Source organism: Streptomyces sp. JH34 (assembly GCF_029428875.1).
Classification (GTDB): domain Bacteria; phylum Actinomycetota; class Actinomycetes; order Streptomycetales; family Streptomycetaceae; genus Streptomyces.
On sequence record NZ_JAJSOO010000001.1, the window covers coordinates 3,765,987 to 3,782,947 of the forward strand.

15 protein-coding genes are annotated in these 16,961 nt (G+C 72.4%); 7 read left to right on the top strand and 8 right to left on the bottom strand.

Translation table 11 applies throughout. The features are described 5' to 3' along the window. The first annotated feature begins 42 nt into the window (after nt 1-42). Nucleotides 43-696, top strand: coding sequence for a response regulator transcription factor (locus LWJ43_RS16740; protein ID WP_277335906.1), 654 nt, complete (start codon nt 43-45; stop codon nt 694-696). Further along, a complete protein-coding gene (locus LWJ43_RS16745; RefSeq protein WP_462100887.1) occupies nt 693-1,955 on the top strand; it encodes a sensor histidine kinase in 1,263 nt (420 codons plus the stop codon). Before LWJ43_RS16740 ends, LWJ43_RS16745 begins: the two co-directional genes overlap by 4 nt. Here the strand turns inward: LWJ43_RS16745 and LWJ43_RS16750 are convergent. Continuing rightward, entirely contained in the window at nt 1,889-3,580 is a 1,692-nt protein-coding gene (locus LWJ43_RS16750) for a VWA domain-containing protein (RefSeq protein WP_277333040.1), read from the bottom strand. The genes LWJ43_RS16745 and LWJ43_RS16750 overlap by 67 nt on opposite strands. 291 nt (nt 3,581-3,871) lie before the next feature. On the opposite strand from LWJ43_RS16750, the gene LWJ43_RS16755 reads away from it, so the two are divergent. The 3 genes from LWJ43_RS16755 (at nt 3,872) to LWJ43_RS16765 (ending at nt 8,230) form a co-directional block, all read left to right on the top strand. Beyond that, nucleotides 3,872-5,932 carry a PhoX family protein gene (locus tag LWJ43_RS16755; protein WP_277333041.1) on the top strand — a complete coding sequence of 687 codons (2,061 nt, stop codon included), beginning with the start codon at nt 3,872-3,874 and terminating at the stop codon, nt 5,930-5,932. Nucleotides 5,933-6,099: 167 nt separating this feature from the next. Next, nucleotides 6,100-7,776 (top strand): hypothetical protein, encoded by a 1,677-nt coding sequence (locus LWJ43_RS16760; RefSeq protein WP_277333042.1) that lies wholly within the window; start codon nt 6,100-6,102, stop codon nt 7,774-7,776. Between the two features lie 37 nt (nt 7,777-7,813). Further along, nucleotides 7,814-8,230 (top strand): RNA-binding S4 domain-containing protein, encoded by a 417-nt coding sequence (locus LWJ43_RS16765; protein ID WP_277333043.1) that lies wholly within the window; start codon nt 7,814-7,816, stop codon nt 8,228-8,230. On the opposite strand, the gene LWJ43_RS16770 is transcribed toward LWJ43_RS16765, so the two are convergent. The 3 genes from LWJ43_RS16770 to LWJ43_RS16780 form a co-directional block, all read right to left on the bottom strand. Beyond that, nucleotides 8,227-8,472, bottom strand: a complete 246-nt coding sequence (locus LWJ43_RS16770) for a DUF2630 family protein (RefSeq protein ID WP_277333044.1) — start codon at nt 8,470-8,472, stop codon at nt 8,227-8,229. The genes LWJ43_RS16765 and LWJ43_RS16770 overlap by 4 nt on opposite strands. A gap of 24 nt (nt 8,473-8,496) precedes the next feature. Next, nucleotides 8,497-9,438, bottom strand: coding sequence for an NADP-dependent oxidoreductase (locus LWJ43_RS16775; protein WP_277335908.1), 942 nt, complete (start codon nt 9,436-9,438; stop codon nt 8,497-8,499). Between the two features lie 94 nt (nt 9,439-9,532). Beyond that, nucleotides 9,533-10,441, bottom strand: a complete 909-nt coding sequence (locus tag LWJ43_RS16780) for a hypothetical protein (protein WP_277333045.1) — start codon at nt 10,439-10,441, stop codon at nt 9,533-9,535. A 77-nt stretch (nt 10,442-10,518) separates the two neighbouring features. Here LWJ43_RS16780 and LWJ43_RS16785 point away from each other — a divergent pair, with 77 nt between their 5' ends. Beyond that, a complete protein-coding gene (locus LWJ43_RS16785) occupies nt 10,519-10,929 on the top strand; it encodes a hypothetical protein (protein WP_277333046.1) in 411 nt (136 codons plus the stop codon). Nucleotides 10,930-11,115: 186 nt separating this feature from the next. On the opposite strand, the gene LWJ43_RS16790 is transcribed toward LWJ43_RS16785, so the two are convergent. The 3 genes from LWJ43_RS16790 to LWJ43_RS16800 all read right to left on the bottom strand — a co-directional run bounded on the left by LWJ43_RS16790 (nt 11,116) and on the right by LWJ43_RS16800 (nt 13,399). Then, a complete protein-coding gene (locus LWJ43_RS16790; protein ID WP_277333047.1) occupies nt 11,116-11,538 on the bottom strand; it encodes a universal stress protein in 423 nt (140 codons plus the stop codon). Between the two features lie 95 nt (nt 11,539-11,633). Beyond that, nucleotides 11,634-12,293 (bottom strand): FMN reductase, encoded by a 660-nt coding sequence (locus LWJ43_RS16795; protein ID WP_277333048.1) that lies wholly within the window; start codon nt 12,291-12,293, stop codon nt 11,634-11,636. Between the two features lie 5 nt (nt 12,294-12,298). Next, nucleotides 12,299-13,399 (bottom strand): LLM class flavin-dependent oxidoreductase, encoded by a 1,101-nt coding sequence (locus LWJ43_RS16800; RefSeq protein ID WP_277333049.1) that lies wholly within the window; start codon nt 13,397-13,399, stop codon nt 12,299-12,301. Between the two features lie 423 nt (nt 13,400-13,822). Here LWJ43_RS16800 and trpS point away from each other — a divergent pair, with 423 nt between their 5' ends. After that, the gene (gene trpS, locus LWJ43_RS16805; RefSeq protein ID WP_462100888.1) at nt 13,823-14,881 is read left to right on the top strand and encodes a tryptophan--tRNA ligase; all 1,059 of its coding nucleotides are present in this window, start codon (nt 13,823-13,825) and stop codon (nt 14,879-14,881) included. A gap of 68 nt (nt 14,882-14,949) precedes the next feature. Here the strand turns inward: trpS and LWJ43_RS16810 are convergent, their stop codons facing one another. Next, nucleotides 14,950-16,953 (bottom strand): NAD-binding protein, encoded by a 2,004-nt coding sequence (locus tag LWJ43_RS16810; RefSeq protein ID WP_277333050.1) that lies wholly within the window; start codon nt 16,951-16,953, stop codon nt 14,950-14,952. Nucleotides 16,954-16,961 lie beyond the last annotated feature (8 nt).

Genomic DNA, 16,961 nt, shown 5'->3' on the forward strand with positions numbered 1-16,961 from the left:
TGGGAGGAGTTTGCACGCGTGCACGAGGCAGGGGACAACACGATGCGGGTACTGGTCGCCGAGGACGAGGAGATCCTGGCGGAACTGGTGGCGACCGGGCTGCGGCGCGCCGGGTTCGCGGTGGACACCGTGTACAGCGGGGACGCCGCGCTCGCCTATCTGGGGCTCCACGACTACGACGTGGTCGTCCTCGACCGTGATCTCCCCCGGGTGCACGGCGACGACGTGGCCCGCAGGCTCGTGTCGGCCGGGTCCCGCACCAGGATCCTGATGCTCACCGCCTCCGGGACCATGGAGGACCGGGTGGAAGGGCTCGACCTCGGCGCCGACGACTACGTGAGCAAGCCCTTCGAGTTCCCCGAACTGGTGTCACGGGTGCGTGCCCTGCGGCGCCGCAGCGCCCGGCCCGTCCCGCCGCAGCTGGAGAGACACGGCATCAGACTCGACAGCGTGCGCCGTGCCGCCACCCGGGACGGGCGGGACCTGGATCTGTCGCCGAAGGAGTTCACCGTGCTGCAGCTGCTGCTGGAGGCCGACGGGGCCACCGTCAGCGCGGAGGAACTGCTGGAGCGGGCCTGGGACGCCAACGCGGACCCCTTCACGGGCGCCGTGCGCGTCTGTATGAGCAAGCTGCGCGCCAAGCTGGGGGAGCCGGCGCTGATCCGTACCGTGCAGGGCGTCGGGTACGCCCTGTGAGCCGGCTGCTGAGCCTGGTGAGAGCGACCGGGGCCTCCCAGGTGCGGCACTCGACGATCCGGATGCGTATCGCCCTCGTCTACGGCGGGGTCTTCCTGGTGCTCGGTACGGCGCTGCTCGCCACGGTCAACCTGGCCTCGCGCGCCGGCACGGACTCGCAGGCGCGCGCCATCGCCACGTCCGCCGCGGTCGCCCAGCCCGGCTTCGCGGTCAACGGCCCCCTGCACGCGCGGGGCCGCCTCGGACCGCCCACGGTCTACGACCTCACCGACGACGTCAGCGACGCCGCGAGCAGGGAGCTCCTGTACTGGTCGGCCGCCGCGCTGCTCGTCATGACGGGGTGCGCCGTCGGGGTGGGCTGGTGGACCGCGGGGCGGGTGCTGCGGCCCGTCCACGCGATGACCGCGAAGGCGCGACGGCTCTCCGAGCACACGCTGCACGAGCGGATCGCGTCCAGTGGTCCGGACGACGAGCTGAAGGAGCTGGGGGAGACGCTCGACGCGCTGCTGGCCCGGCTGGAGAAGGCCTTCGACAGCCAGCGCCGGTTCATCGCCAACGCCTCGCACGAACTGCGGACCCCGCTGGCCACCCAGCGGGCGGCGATCCAGGTCGGCCTCGACGATCCGTCACCGGAGGACCTCGTACGCACCCGGCGGACGCTGCTGGACAACAACCGGCGCAGTGAGCGGCTCATCGAGGGGCTGCTGGTGCTGGCACGCAGCGAACGGGGTCTCGCGAGGAGCGAGCGCACGCCGGTGGACCTGGCGCGGGTGGTGGATGAGGAGGCCGCCCGGCCCCTGGCGGCGACGGAGCGGACAGCGGCGTCCCGGCCGGAGGTCACGGTCACGGCGGAGCCCTGCGTCGTACGCGGGAACCGGCAGCTCCTCGCGCAACTGGTGGCGAACCTGCTGTCCAACGCGGTCCGCTACAACGTGCCCGGGGGCCGGGTGGAGGTGTCACTGTCGGCGGACGGCGCCCTGGTGGTCCGCAACACGGGCCCCGCGGTGGCGGAGGGGGACATCGCCGGGTTCTTCCAGCCGTTCCGGCGCGGGGAGGGGCGGGACCGGATGGGCCAGGGCTCGGGGCTCGGGCTGTCGATCGTGCGTTCCATCGCGCTGGCCCACGGCGGTACGGCCACGGCGGTGCCCGGCCCGGAGGGCGGGCTCGCCGTGACCGTACGGCTGCCGGTGGATCAGTCTTCCGCGACCACTCCGCGGGCGGCGGCCCAGGCGGGGAGCCCGGCGAGGACCTCCCGGTAGAAGGCGGCGTCGGGCACCTCGCGCGGGGCGGGGCCCGCGTGGAAGAACCCGGCGTTCCCGACGTCCAGCCTGCGCAGGAAGTCGAAGCCCTTCGAGTCCTCCTCGCCGAACGCGACGAACTGGAAGAACAGCGGCAGCCGCGCCGCGTCCGCCAGCGCCTGCTTGGCCGCCACCTTGGCGTCCGGGGCCCCGTCCGTCTGGAAGATCACGAGAGCGGGGCCGGTGGCCCCGGACTTCTCGTAGTGCGTGACGATCTCCTCGACGGCCCGGTGGTAGTTCGTGCGGCCCAGTCGGCCGAGGCCCGCGTGCAGCTCGTCGATCCGGCCCTCGTGGGCGGTGAGGTCGACCGCACCGGTGCCGTCGATGTCGGTCGAGAAGAAGACGACGGGCACGGTGGCGTCGGCGTCGAGGTGCGCGGCGAGCGCCAGCGTGCGGTCGCCCAGGTGCTGGGCGCTGCCGTCCTTGTAGAACGGCCGCATGGAGCCGGAGCGGTCGAGGACCAGGTACACGGTGGCCCGCAGCCCGGTCAGCCCGTGTGCCTTGAGCGCGGCCTGTGCCGCCTTGTACGGGGCGACGAGCCCGGGCGCCGCGGCCTTGACCCGGGCGAGGGGGACGGCGGGCTTCCCGGTGGGGACGACGGCGTCGGGCGCGGCGACCGGCTCGGCGACCGGCTCGGCGGCGGCGACGGGAGCGACGGGGGTGACCGGTTCGGCGGCGGCGGGCGCGACGTCGGTGACCGGCTCGGCGACCGGTTCGGCGGCGACGGGCTCCGGTTCGGCGACCGGTTCGGCGGCAGCGACGGGAGCGGCGGCCGCCGGCTCGGGCTCGGCGGCGGGTGCCACCTCGGGTACGGCTTCGGCGGCGGGCGGGGTGGCGACGACGGCCTCGGCAACCGGCTCCACGACCGGCTTCACGACCGGCTCCACGACGTCGGCCTTCGGTGCCTCGGGCGAGGCCACCGGCTCCGGCTCGGTCACCGGCTCGGCGGCGGGAGTCTCGACGGCGGCCGGTGCGGGAGCGGCCACGGCCTTCTCCGCTGCGGCGGGCGCGTCGGCGGCGGGCGCCGCCTCGGCAGCGGACGGCTCGTCCGCCGCAGGCGATGCCGCGACGGGCGCCGCCTCCGGCTCCGGCTTCGGTTCCTCCACCTTCGGCTCGGGTTCCGTCTCCGGCTCCGGGTCCATGTCGATCGTGATCGGCGCCGCGGCGGCCGGCTCGGTCTCGACGACGGTCTCCGCCGTGACGTCCTTACCGGCGTCCGTACCGACCTCCGTTCCGGCGTCCACGGACTCCGCGGCCGGCTTCGCCTCCGGGTCCGACCCCTGGGCCGGGACCTTCGGTGCCGGTGTGGAGGTCGTCGTGGGCGCCGACGTCGCGGACGCCTTGTCGAAGGCCGCCGCCACCAGGTCCGATGCCTGGCCGCTGTCGTGCTCGGCACCGGCTGAACGGTCCGAGGGGGAGGCCGGGGCCGGTACCGAGGCCTTCGCGGGCTCGGCCGCCGTGTCGGCGGTGTCCGGCTCCGTCTCCGAGGGCTGGGTGCGCTCGGCCTGGGGCGGGACGGTGGCCGTGGTCGGCTCGTCCTGCTCCGTCCGGCCGAACACCTTGCGCAGCAAGCTCCGAATGCCCATGGGCGAGGCCTTTCGCATGAGTTGGGTGCGATAAATGTCCGTACTGCGGGAATTGATCCCTGGCCAGGGCGGATACGTAAGGTTAGCGGCCGGATCCGGCCGTTCGGTGGCGCGGCCCGCCCCTGCGTCAACCGAGCTCCAACCGAGTCGTCACCGAGTTCTCGACCGGGCGCCCAACGGCCGGAAGGGCAGCGGTGTCCCGGACTTCACCCTCTGTTCACCGGCAGTCCCACGTATGGCGTGGATCCGCACCTACCGTCACGCGTGACACACAGACGGAGGGACGAAAACGTGCGCAACCTGCTGCCGCTCATTGGCTCGCACCCGGGCGGGCGCTCTGCGCTGACCTGCCGCTACCGCTGCGGTGACGCCTGCTTCCAGGAGATCCCGAACACCAGCGACAACGAGTACGCCGGCGACATCATCGCCGGTGCCCTGTCACGCCGTTCGATGATGCGGGCGGCGGCCGTGGTCACCGTGGCCACCGCCGCCGGGACCGCCGCTCTCGCAGGTCCGGCCGTTCCGGACGCCGAGGCCGCACCGCTCGCGGGCCGTTCGGGCGGCAGGCCGAAGCCCACCGCCCCGGGCGCCCGGGGCCTGCGCTTCGCCGCCGTGGCGCCCAACAAGGACGACCGGGTCACGGTCCCCGACGGCTACGGCCAGAACGTCGTGATCCGCTGGGGCGAGCCGATCCTGCGCGGCGCTCCCGCCTTCGATCCGGACAAGCAGTCCGCGAAGGCGCAGGCGGGCCAGTTCGGTTACAACAACGACTTCCTCTCGCTGCTCCCGCTCCGGGGGGAGCGCGGCCGGCAGGTGCTGGTCGCCAACCACGAGTACACGGACGAGATCCTGATGTTCCGTGGATACGATCCGGCCGACCCCACCCGCGAGCAGGTCGAGATCGCGTGGGCGGCACACGGACTCTCCGTGGTAGTCGTCCAGGAGGAGAACCGCACCGGCAAGCTCGCGCCGGTCAGCCGCCACCCGTTGAACCGCCGTCTCACCGCGACCAGCGAATTCCGGGTCACCGGCCCGGCCGCGGGCAGTCCGCTGCTCCGCACCTCCGCCGACCGCACCGGCCGCAAGGTGCTCGGCACCCTCAACAACTGCGCGGGCGGCACCACTCCGTGGGGCACCACGCTGCACGGCGAGGAGAACTTCAACCAGTACTTCGCCAACGGTTCCAGCGACACCGACAAGCGGTACGGCATCGGCACGGCCGCGACGGAGCGCAAGTGGGAGCGGTTCGACAAGCGCTTCGACCTGGCGCAGGAGCCCAACGAGGCACACCGCTTCGGCTGGGTCGTCGAGCTCGATCCGTACGACCCCGACTCGACCCCCCGCAAGCGGACCGCGCTCGGCCGGTTCAAGCACGAGGCGGCGCAGCCCCGGCTGACCGCGGACGGCCGCCCCGTGGTCTACATGGGTGACGACGAACGGTTCGACTACTTCTACAAGTTCGTCTCCAGCAAGCGGATGAAGAAGGGCGACTCCCGAGCCGCCCGCGAGCACAACCTGACGCTCCTGGACGAGGGCACGCTGTACGTCGCCAAGCTGACCGGGGACTCCCCGGCCGCGGAGCTCGACGGCACGGGCAAGCTGCCGTCCGACGGCGAGTTCGACGGGAGCGGTGTGTGGATACCGCTCGCCACGGGCACGACCTCGCACGTCCCGGGCATGACGGCCGAGGAGGTGTACGTCTTCACCCGCCTGGCCGGTGACAAGGTCGGCGCGACGAAGATGGACCGCCCCGAGGACGTCGAGCCCTCACCGCGCACCGGCCGGGTCTACGTCGCCCTGACCAACAACACCGACCGCGGCAAGGCGGGCAAGGCGGGCGCGGACGAGGCCAACCCGCGCAACGCCAACAAGCACGGCCAGATCCTGGAACTCGCGGAGCACTGGGACGACCCCGCGGGTGACGGCTTCGCCTGGCGGCTCTTCCTCGTCGCGGGCGACCCGGAGGACCCGGCGACGTACTTCTCCGGCTTCCCCAAGGAGAAGGTCAGCCCCATCTCCTGCCCGGACAACGTGGCCTTCGACGACCACGGCAACCTGTGGATCTCGACGGACGGGAACCAGCTCGGTTCGCACGACGGCCTGTTCGGCGTCGCGACGCTGGGCGAACGGCGCGGTGAGCTGAAGCAGTTCCTGACCGTCCCCACCGGCGCCGAGACCTGCGGGCCGGTGATCCAGGACCGGCGTGTCCTCGTCGCCGTCCAGCACCCGGGGGAGGTCGACGGTGCCTCCGTCGAGAAGCCGGCGAGCACCTGGCCGGACGGGCCGGGCAGGATCGTCCGCCCGTCGGTCGTCGCCGTCTGGCGCAAGGACGGCGGCGACATCGGCGTCTGAAGCGGAAGCGGTCCTACGGCCTGTGTCCGTCAGGTGCATGCCTGATGGGTGTCGTCCAAATGTGCGGACGGGGGATCGAGTCGCGTTGCTAGCGTGACCGGCCGGCGCACCTGATCACGGATCAGGTGCGCCGGCGGATCCGTACGCACTCACGAAGGGCCCCCCACATGGGACGACCATCCCGCAGGACACGCCTCGCGGCCTGTGCCGTGGCGGCAGGCGCGCTGCTTTCGGCATTCGTGCCGGCGGCGGGTGCCGCCGCCACGCCCGCCGGAGCCCCTGGCACCATCGCCGCCGACGACCCCGTGCCCGGTCACGAGGGAATGCCGGACGACGGATTCGAGGACGCTCCCGAGGGCGAGCAGGACGACCTGGCCGGCCCCGACGGGTCCGCCTCCCGCCTGGCACCCGCAGAGGTGCTGCCGGCTCCGGTCCCCGGCCGCGCCGGGGACTTCAAGCTTGCCGCGGGTTCCTCTCTCACCGGCCTGGTGAACGAACTGGACGCCGCGCTGCCCAAGCAGGGCCTCACCGAGCTCATGGAGCAGGCCAACCGCCCCGCGGGCTGGGAGGGCGCATGCGGGAGCACCGGCATCTACGGCCCTGATCTCGCCGTGAACCACCGCATCTGCTGGAAGAGCGACGACGCCACGTCCACGGAGTGGATCCCGCAGGCGATCACCGGCGTCTCGGACGCGCAGGAGGACGAGGACTGGGGCTCGTCGAACGCCGAGCCGATCGCCGTGGCCGGTTACGACGACTCCAACCCGGGCCGCAGCGACCTCACCTCGGGCCGGGACAACTGCGTCCAGGAATCCGCCTCCGACGCCTGCAACGAGAAGGGCATCAGGGTCAGCTTCTTCAACCAGGCCACCCAGATGTACCGCCATGTGCTGCTGGTCTGGCCCTACGTCAACTCCAAGGACCACATCTCCTTCGACGCGCTGCACGCCCGTGAGGGCACGTGCACGTCCACCGTGACGGACTCCTGCAAGGCGCAGCAGGGCATCCACGCGGGCGGCATGGTCTGGTACGGCAACCACCTCTACGTCGCCGACACCGCCAACGGCATGCGCGTCTTCGACCTGCGCAAGATCATGGACCTCAACCCGGACAACGACGCCGACGTCAACGACCCGACCCCGGACGGCCTGGTCAGTGATGTGCTGGACAAGAAGCGGGTCGGCCGTCAGAGCAACGTCTGGTACGGCTACGGCTACCGGTACGTCATGCCCCAGGTCGCCACGCTGAAGTTCACCACGGCGAAGAACGGCGGGACCACCAAGGGCAACCAGTGCTACGCCACCGGTCGCCCGAAGGCCTCGTACATCTCGCTGGACCGGACGGACACGGATCACCTGATCCTCGGTGAGTACTGCAACCACAACAACGGCGGCGACAGCACGGGCCGTGTCGGCACCTATCCGATGACGGCTCTGACCGCCGCCGTCGAGGGCGCGGCCGGGACGACCGCCGGTGCCGACCTCGCCTACGGGCTGCCGGCGGGCACCGTCTTCAACGGCGAGGACCTGTGGCACAAGATGCAGGGCGCGACGCGGTACGACGGCAAGTGGTACTTCCACCGCAGCAACGCGTCCAGCAACGGGCGGCTGCTCCAGGCCACCGAGCAGACGGTGGGCGGTACGCCACAGCTGGCCGGGAACCCGAAGGTGCTGCAGTCCTCGGTCGGGCCGGAGGACTTCTACCTCGCCCACGGCCGCGGTGACGGCTTCGCCCCGCAGCTCTACTCCCTCGGGGAGCACGCGCCGACCACCGCGTGCCCCGCGTGCAAGCGGGAGATGTACAGCTACAACATGTCCGAGGTCATCGGCGACTTCGGTTCCTGACCCGTCCGGGGCGCCTCACCGCATTAGAGTCGTACGCATGGTTTCCGGTGAGGCGCCGCAGGCGGAGGGAAGCGTCCGGGTCGACGCCTGGATCTGGGCGGTCCGGCTGACGAAGACCCGGTCGCAGGCGGCTGCCGCCTGCCGTGCGGGACATGTGCGGGTCAACGGCGAGCGGGCCAAGCCCGCCCAGGCCCTGCGTACGGGCGACGAGGTGCGGCTGCGGCACGCGGGCCGGGACCGGATCGTGGTCGTCTCCAGGATCGTGAGGAAGCGGGTGGGGCCCCCGGTGGCGGCCGAGTGCTTCGTCGACAACAGCCCGCCCCCGCCGCCGCGCGAGACGGCGATCCAGGTCCCGGTCCGCGACCGGGGCACGGGCCGCCCGACCAAGCGGGACCGCCGCGAGATGGAAGGTCTCCAGGCTCCGCGGGCCCGGCACGATCCGGATGCCCCCTAACTCCGGTAGCCCTCCACCTCGCCGGCGGGCCGTACCCTCGCCTCCGAGGGGTCCTCGCCGTACTCGCTGAGTGCGCGCCGCTGACGCAGCAGGTCCCAGCACTGGTCCAGCCGGACCTCGACCTCGCCCAGCCGTGAACGCTCCTCGGCGGAGAGGCCCAGCTCAGCGGTGGAGCGGGCGCGCAGGGCGCGTTCCTCGGTGATCAGTTCGTCGATGTTCTCGAAGATGTCCTGGTCGGCCATGGTTCTCTCCCGGTCCGGTGTCCTTCAGACGGCGAAGACGGTCTTGCCGCGGGCACCGCCCGCGCGGTTCTGGGCCAGTGCCTGTGGCGCCTTCTCCAGGGGGAGCTCCATGTCGAGAGGCACGGCCAGCTCCCCGCGTGCCACCGCCGAGGCCAGTTCGTCCAGCAGCGCCGCGGTGGGGGCGAGCCGGTAGTCGGACCAGGCGACACCCGGCGGAGCCGCCACGCTCCGGGTGGTGACCGCGACGCCGCCGTCACGCAGCAGGGCGGCGTACGCGGCGAAGGAGGCGGTGTCCGTGGAGACGAGGTCGACCAGCGCGTCGACCCCCTCCGGATACAGAGCGCGCACCGCGGTCGCCGACGCTTCGGGACCGCAGGTCGTGTCGATGGTGGCGGTGGCTCCGAGCGTCCTCATGCGCCGTTCCTCATCACCCCGTACGGCGGCGACGACCGCCGTCCCGCGGGCTGCCGCGAGCTGGGTCAGGAAGCTGCCGACACCGCCCGTCGCCCCGACGACGAGCAGGCTCAGTCCGCCGCGCACGGCGGTGCTCGACAGGATCTGCGCGGCGGTCGTCCCGGCCGACGGGAGCGCGGCGGCGGCCTGGAGCGGCATGTCGCGCGGGACCAGGGCGATCGGGGAGTCCTGGGGGACGCACAGGTATTCGGCGTACGCACCGCACCGCCCGAGCGGAGGCGCCGTCACCCGGCCGAAGACCGCGTCACCCACCCGGAAGGTGTTGTGGCCGCTGCCGATCATGTCCACCCGGCCGGCGAAGTCGGTGCCCAGGACGAACGGGAACACGTGCGTCAGCGCACCGTCCGCAGTGCCGTCCGCGGTCTGCCAGTCGAGCGGGTTGAGCGCCGCGTACTCGACCTTCACACGCACCTCGCCCGCTTCGGGGCCGGGCTTCGGCAGTTCGACGAGGCCGGGCTCCGCACGGAACGCGCTGACGGCGATGGCTCGCATACGGCAGACCTCCCAGTCGCCCCCTGCTCTCACGCATCCCACTGTCGCCCGGCCCGCGCACCCCCGCACTTCGGATCCGGGGAGGAGGGCCCGGCTACCCCCGCCGGCCGGTCAGGACCCGCCCCACCACGCCGCCGACGGCCAGGACCGCCCCCACGAGGAGCACGATCCACACCGTCGTCCGCAGGGAGGCGGTCAGGGCGTCGTACACGGCGGCGGCCGCGCCCCGGTCGGTACCCGGTACCTGGTCCAGCACCCGGTCGCGTCCCACGGCGACGGCGATCCGCAGCAGGGCCGCGCCGAGCACCAGGCCGCCGCCCGCCACGGCCACGGCCGTCAGGCCCGCCCGTCGGCCCCCGCGCACGAAGGCGAGACCCGGCACCATGACGAGCAGCACCACCGTGCCGACGGCCGGCCAGACACCGCAGTAGCGAAGCCACCGGAACGAGGACCGCAGCTCGTCGGCCCGGTCGGCGGAGAGCACGGTGATCGAGGTCTCCACGACCGGGATCTGATCGGCGAACGGCACCCCTTCGTCGACCAGCTCCTTCTTGACCTCCGCGATCACCGGCGCCAGGTCGATGACGACCGCCTGTCCGTCGTCCCCGTGCAGTGAGGCGGCCACGGCCTGGTGCGCCGTCCGGTTCGCGCTGTCCCAGGCGCGCCGGAACGCCTCGGTCGTGGTGAACGACCGGGCGGTGTCGTGGAGGAACTCCTCGGCCGTGTCCTGGAGGGGCCCGAGGTCGATGTTCTTCAACGCCTCGTCCGCGACCAGGCCGGCCACGGTGTCCCGCACCTCGGCGTCGGAGGCCAGTGGAGAGACGGCGGCGACATACCGGTCGGTGTCGTCGAGTTCCAGGTCGACCCATGCCGAGAGCGCGCCGAACGGGACCAGCACGCCGATCAGGACGAGCAGCACCGCCGAGAGGGCCGCTGAGAGGGAGGTCCGCACAGGCACCAGCCAATCCCGTGCGGGGCCGGGCCGCCGGGAGCCGTACGCCATTCGAGTTGCCGGGCGGCCCGGCCGGGTGTGCGCTGGGAGGAACACAGGGACGGGGGCGGACGGAAGGAGTGGGCGCCATGGCCGCACACGCAACGATGCCGGCGCGCCGACGGACGCGGCCCAGCACCCCGGCGCACCACGGGCACGGCCCGCTCTCCTGGGCGATGCCCCTCGTCCTGGGTGTGATCGTCGGCTTCTGGGCCTTCTTCATCAAGCGGGACGGCGGCGCGACCACCGACGGGCAGATCTGGCTCGGTGTCATCTCCGGGGTGGCCTTCGCGGTGCTCTGCTACGCACTCGTGCGGGCCAGGTGGTCCCTGCCGCGCGAGCTGCGTGCCGCGGCGTACGGCGTGCTGACCGGGGGCACGGTCGGCTTCCTCTACAGCCTGCACGGCAACAGCGTGCTGGCGTCGGGTCTGCTCGGACTCGTACTGGCCGCCGGGATGTCCTGCACGATGTTCTACGCCTACTACACGCGCGAGGACTGACCCGCAGCTGCCGTGGCCGGCATCGCCGGGGGCACGTGCCCGAGGTCCTGGAGGACTGCGCGTTCGTGGGCCTCTCACCCACGGAGGACTTCGACCGGGTGATCAGCCGCATCACCTCGCGGGGCCGGCACACGACCGGCCGGGCCCCGCGAAGGGCCCGGCCGCGGGTCGGGAGGTTCCGGCCGGTCAGTCGCGTACGACGGTGACCGGGCAGGTGGCGTGCTGGGTGACGTGGAGACTGACCGAACCGAGCAGGGTGGCCTTGAAGCCGCTGTACCCACGGGCGCCGACGACCAGCAGGTTCGCACCCCTGGCACGTTCCAGCAGGGACAGTGCGGGGTTGCCGATCACGACGATCTTGTCCACCGCCGCAGCGCCCTCGGCGCCGAGTGCCTCCTCCAGCGCCTCGTTGAGCGCCACGGTCGCCACCGCCTGCGGGTCGAAGTCCTCCGGCAGGCCCGGCATCAGTGAGCCCCAGCTGGTCGCGGGGTACTCCCAGCTGTTGACCGCCTCGACGGTGTCGCCGGTCAGCTCGGCCTGGCGTACGGCCCAGCGCAGCGCCTTGATCGATGCGTCCGATCCGTCGACGCCCACGACGATCCTGCCCATGTCTGCCTCCAGCGTGCTCGAACATTTACGGCATACCGGCATCAACTCTAGTCAAGTGGAACGTCCGGGGGCCGTGTCGGCCCCCGGACGTCCGGTCAGCTGATGCGCAGGTCGGCGAGTTGCTGCGCGAACGGGACGACCGCGTCCTCGCCGTCGTCGAGGGTGAGGGCCCGGGATGCGCCGGAGACGGTCCGCCCGGTGACGGCGGAGGCGAGCTCGCCGCCCGCGCGCCGGATCCGGGAGGGCAGACCCTCGGTGTACTCGTCCCCGTGCGAGCCCCAGTCCTCCGACGCCGCGTACACGGACGTCGGCAGGACCACGGCCCGCAGGTAGGCGAAGAGCGGGCGCAGCGCGTGTTCCAGGACCAGCGAGTGCCGGGGGGTCCCCCCGGTCGCCGCGACGACGACGGGCTTGCCGGTCAGCGCGGTGTTCTCGACCAGGTCGAAGAACGACTTGAACAGCCCGCTGTACGACGCGGTGAACACGGGCGTCACCGCGATCAGGCCGTCCGCCCCGGTCACCGCTTCGATCGCCTTCTTCAGGGCGGCCGACGGAAAGCCGGTGACCAGGTGGTTGGCGATGTCGACGGCCAGGTCGCGCAGCTCGACGACCTCGATCTCGACGCGCCGGTCCTGCCCTGCCTCCAGCGTCTCGCGGGTGGCCTCGGCGAGCCGGTCGGCCAGCAGCCGGGTGGACGAGGGGCTGCTGAGACCGGCGGCGACGGCGACGATCCTCAGGGGGGCGGTGGTCTGCACGTGGCTCAGAGCTCCTTCGGGTCCGCGGTGGAGGCGGCACGGGCGGCGGCGACCGCCGGGTGGACGGGGGCGTCCGGCACTCCGGCCGGGCGCAGGCGGGCGAACTCCTTGCGCAGTACGGGCACGACCTCCTCGCCCAGGAGGTCCAGCTGCTCCAGGACCGTCTTCAGCGGCAGTCCCGCGTGGTCCATCAGGAAGAGCTGGCGCTGGTAGTCGCCGACCTCCTCACGGAAGGACAGCGTCCGGTCGATGACCTCCTGCGGCGAGCCGACGGTCAGCGGGGTCTGCTGGGTGAAGTCCTCCAGCGAGGGCCCGTGGCCGTAGACCGGCGCGTTGTCGAAGTACGGGCGGAACTCCCGTACCGCGTCCTGCGAGTTCTTCCTCATGAACACCTGGCCGCCGAGGCCCACGATGGCCTGCTCGGCGGTGCCGTGCCCGTAGTGGGCGTAGCGGCGCCGGTAGAGGTCGACCATCTTCTTGGTGTGCTCCATGGGCCAGAAGATGTTGTTGTGGAAGAACCCGTCGCCGTAGTAGGCGGCCTGCTCGGCGATCTCGGGGGAGCGGATGGAGCCGTGCCAGACGAACGGCGGGACGCCGTCCAGCGGGCGCGGGGTCGCGGTGAAGGACTGCAGCGGGGTGCGGAACTTCCCCTCCCAGTCGACGACGTCCTCGCGCCACAGCTTGTGGAGCAGCGCGTAGTTCTCGATCGCGAGCGGGATGCCCTGGCGGATGTCCTTGCCGAACCAGGGGTAGACCGGCCCGGTGTTGCCGCGGCCCATCATCAGGTCGACCCGGCCGTCGGCCAGGTGCTGGAGCGTGGCGTAGTCCTCGGCGATCTTCACCGGGTCGTTGGTGGTGATCAGCGTGGTGGAGGTGGAGAGGATCAGCTTCTCGGTGCGGGCGGCGATGTAGCCGAGCGTGGTCGTCGGCGAGGACGGGACGAACGGCGGGTTGTGGTGCTCACCGGTCGCGAAGACGTCCAGGCCCACTTCCTCGGCCTTCAGCGCGATCGCCAGGGTCGCCTTGATCCGCTCGTTCTCGCTCGGTGTCGTACCGGTCGTGGGGTCGGTGGTGACATCCCCGACGGTGAAGATCCCGAACTGCATGGCGCCCGCCTCCATAGGTGATGCGTTTGGTTGAACGTTGAACTACCTGGACACACCCTACAACGGAGTCCCCCCGTCACCTATTCCGCTGGCCTCCCCAGGGGCCGCGCGACCGCGCCGCATACCCGTTCCACCTGGGAGGACACGCCGGCCGACAGCGATCGTGCGACCGCTCCCAGCCCCTGCGTGCACGGCAGGGACGCGGCCGCGAACGACGCCGGACCCGGTCTCCGAAGGCCGGTGCACGCTACACTCGGCGCCATGACCTCCGTACCGTGCCGGAACTGGTGGCGCTCCTCCTAGGAGCGGCCACCTTCATCTGCGCGGAACCAGGGCCGTTCGACGAGGACGGCCCTTTTCTGTTGCCCCGGCACCCCATGGCGGGCCGTCCTCCACGTGTAGACCACCGGCGAGGAGACCCCCGTGACCATGACCACCGACCTGCCCGTCAGCCCCGCCGCGCGCCGCAGCGCCGAGCTGGAGGCGCGGCTCGCCCGCGACCCCGGCCGCTTCCGCGTCCTCACCGGGGACCGGCCCACCGGCGCGCTGCACCTCGGGCACTACTTCGGCACCCTCCACAACCGGGTGCGTCTCCAGGACCTCGGTGTGGACGTCTTCGTGCTCATCGCCGACTACCAGGTCCTCACGGACCGCGACGTCGCCGAGCGGCTCACCGAGCATGTGGAGGGGTTGCTGCTGGACTATCTCGCCATCGGGATCGACCCCGCCCGCGCGACGGTCTTCAACCACAGCGCGGTCCCGGCGCTCAACCAGCTGCTGCTGCCGTTCCTGTCCCTCGTGTCCGTCGCCGAACTCGGCCGCAACCCCACCGTGAAGGACGAGATCGCCCACTCCCGGCAGTCCGCCGTCAGCGGTCTCATGTACACCTACCCGGTGCACCAGGCCGCCGACATCCTGTTCTGCAAGGGCAACCTCGTACCCGTCGGCCAGGACCAGCTGCCGCACCTGGAGATCACCCGCACCGTGGCCAGACGCTTCAACGAGCGGTACGGGAAGGTCTTCCCCGAGCCCGACGCACTGCTCTCGGCCGCACCCCTGCTGCTCGGCACCGACGCCACCAAGATGAGCAAGAGCCGGGGCAACTCCATCGCGCTCGGGGCCGGTGCCGACGAGACCGCCCGGCTGATCAAGGGAGCCACCACCGACGCCGAGCGGCACATCACCTACGAGCCCGAGCGGCGGCCGGGGGTGTCGAGCCTCGTGCTGCTGGCGGCGCTCTGCCTGGGCCGCGACCCGCACGCGGTCGCCGAGGAGATCGGGAACAGCGGCGCCGCCGGCCTCAAGCGGACCGTGACGGAGGCCGTCAACGCGGCGATGGCCCCGATCCGCGCCCGGCGCGCCGAGTACGCGCAGGACATGGGGTACGTACGAGGCGTGCTGCGTGCCGGGAACGAGCGGGCGAACGCCGTGGCCGAGACGACCCTGGAGGAGGTGCGGGAGGCGATGGGAATGTCCCGCTGACCTCCACGGCACCGGTGGGGGCACCCGTGCCGCCACCGGTGCCCCCACCCCCGGCCCGCCGCCACGGCTCAGCGGCGGGCCACCGAGCGCCGCCCGCGCAGCAGCTCGGCCAGACCGCGCCGGGTCGCAGCGATCACCACCCGGTCCTCCGCACGCAGCACATAGCCCGGGTGCAGGTCCCAGACCAGGCCGGAGGGACGGTCCGGGGCACCCGGACCCGCCGGGTCGAGCGGGTCGTACGGCGGTACGGCGCCCAGGTCCGGGAGCCGGTCGGCGGGCGGGGTGGCGTCCAGGGCCAGGACCCGCCAGGCACCCGCCCGGAACGCCTGGTCGACGGTCCGGCCCTCCAGCTGGGGGTGACCCGACACCTCCAGGGCGGCGAACAGCATCACCTTGCGCTCCACCGGGACCGCTCCCAGGATCTGCCGGCCCATCATGGCGACCGCGAACGACGGCGCGGCCAGATGGGACACGGAGCGGGAACGGGTCAGGGCCCCCGGGTGCGCCGTGCGCAGGGTGCGGTAGACGGCGGTGGCGAACTCGTCGTCGTACAGACGCAGCGCCACCCTCAGGTCCGGCTTCAGCGAGCGGGCGTACAGCGCGGCCTCGAGGTTCGTGGTGTCGATGCTCGTGAGGGCGAGCAGGGCGCGCGCCCGGCGGATCTTGGCCGCCTCCAGCACACCCTCCTGGGTCACGTCGCCCAGGACCGTCGGGACGTGCAGACTGCGGGCCAGCGGGATGCCGCGCGCCTCCGGGTCCTCCTCGACGACCACCACCGGGATGTCCAGCTCGCGCAGCCGCACCAGGACCCGCGTGCCGATCTTGCCCAGCCCCAGCAGGACCACGTGGCCGGAAAGACCGCGTGGTGGGCGGCGCAGCGAGGAGGCGTTGCGCAGCGAGCCGAAGGCCTCCAGGACGGCGGCGACGAGCAGCGGCAGCAGCAGGAGCCCGGCCATGCCGGAGAGCAGCTGGATGACCTGGCGGGAGTCGGTGTCGGTGTCCTCGACCGCGGGGTCCCCCATCGCCAGCAGGTCGAGCATCGTCAGATAGGCGGCGTGCACCGGGCTGTCGCCCGTGGTGATCACGGAGGCGACCGCCAGGGCGACGACGGCCGCCGCGACACCGAGGGCCGACCACCGCAGGCGTCGCGAGAAGACGGTGCCGAGCGGCGCGCCCCTGCCTCCCATCCGGGTCGGCGCCCGGTCGGGCCCCGCCTGGCTGATGGCCTCCAGGACGATCGTGCCCCGGCCGGTGGCGGCGTTCACCGTCGCCCGGTCGGGCAGCAGCTGGGGCCCCTCGTCGCCGCTGCTGTCGGAGCCCTCGGCGCCGGCCGGGTCCTGGCTGGTGGAGGAGAGCAGGGCCAGCGTGCACAGTCCGGGGTCGGCCAGTTCGCCCGGCCGCGGCGGGGTGCGTTCGACGGCTCGCAGGAGCAGGCCCTCGGCCTGGATCACCTTGCTGCTCCCGGTCAGCGCGGTGGCGGCCAGCGCGGGGGCCACGGTGTCCGCGTCGGACAGGACGGTGGTGGAGGCGTCCATCGTGGCGGGGTCGAGGCCAGGCACGGAGACGGCGGCCGCCTGGTCGAGGAGCGTCTCCAGGTGCTGGCCGAGCTTGCGGTTGTAGAGCCGGATGACGAGGCGCAGACGGGGATTGAGCCGACGTGCCGTCAGGGCCGCCCGTATGTTCAGCTCGTCGTCGTCGTAGACGAGCGCGAGCGCGGCGGCCCGGTCGACGCCCGCCTCCTCCAGCACGTCGTCGGAGGGCTCGTGCGCCTCCATGATGCGGACGGCCTCGACCCCGGCGTTGGTGTCGCCGTCCCCGCCGCCTCCGTTACGGCTCATGGCCGCCGACATCCGGCCGAACAGGGCCCCCGCGCGCGCCCGTTGGGTCAGCGGCAGTTCCGGCCTGCGGGTGTCGCGCCCCGGCGGGACGAGGAGCGTCACCCGCTCCCCGTAGACGTAGCGCAGCTCGACGGCGAGCCGGCGGGCGAGGGTGTCGTCGCCGCAGACCACCATGTGGCCGCTGATCGGGGGGCGTTGGGGCTGTGGAGGAAGTGATGACACGGAACCCAGCATGCCTTGCC

What these genes read in the sequence shown, in the direction of transcription:
- LWJ43_RS16740 (WP_277335906.1), top strand. Translation starts at nt 43, where the DNA reads ATGCGGGTACTGGTCGCCGAGGACGAGGAGATCCTGGCGGAACTGGTG.
- LWJ43_RS16750 (WP_277333040.1), bottom strand. Translation starts at nt 3,580, where the DNA reads ATGGGCATTCGGAGCTTGCTGCGCAAGGTGTTCGGCCGGACGGAGCAG.
- LWJ43_RS16760 (WP_277333042.1), top strand. Translation starts at nt 6,100, where the DNA reads ATGGGACGACCATCCCGCAGGACACGCCTCGCGGCCTGTGCCGTGGCG.
- LWJ43_RS16765 (WP_277333043.1), top strand. Translation starts at nt 7,814, where the DNA reads ATGGTTTCCGGTGAGGCGCCGCAGGCGGAGGGAAGCGTCCGGGTCGAC.
- LWJ43_RS16770 (WP_277333044.1), bottom strand. Translation starts at nt 8,472, where the DNA reads ATGGCCGACCAGGACATCTTCGAGAACATCGACGAACTGATCACCGAG.
- LWJ43_RS16775 (WP_277335908.1), bottom strand. Translation starts at nt 9,438, where the DNA reads ATGCGAGCCATCGCCGTCAGCGCGTTCCGTGCGGAGCCCGGCCTCGTC.
- LWJ43_RS16780 (WP_277333045.1), bottom strand. Translation starts at nt 10,441, where the DNA reads ATGGCGTACGGCTCCCGGCGGCCCGGCCCCGCACGGGATTGGCTGGTG.
- LWJ43_RS16785 (WP_277333046.1), top strand. Translation starts at nt 10,519, where the DNA reads ATGGCCGCACACGCAACGATGCCGGCGCGCCGACGGACGCGGCCCAGC.
- LWJ43_RS16790 (WP_277333047.1), bottom strand. Translation starts at nt 11,538, where the DNA reads ATGGGCAGGATCGTCGTGGGCGTCGACGGATCGGACGCATCGATCAAG.
- LWJ43_RS16800 (WP_277333049.1), bottom strand. Translation starts at nt 13,399, where the DNA reads ATGCAGTTCGGGATCTTCACCGTCGGGGATGTCACCACCGACCCCACG.
- LWJ43_RS16810 (WP_277333050.1), bottom strand. Translation starts at nt 16,953, where the DNA reads ATGCTGGGTTCCGTGTCATCACTTCCTCCACAGCCCCAACGCCCCCCG.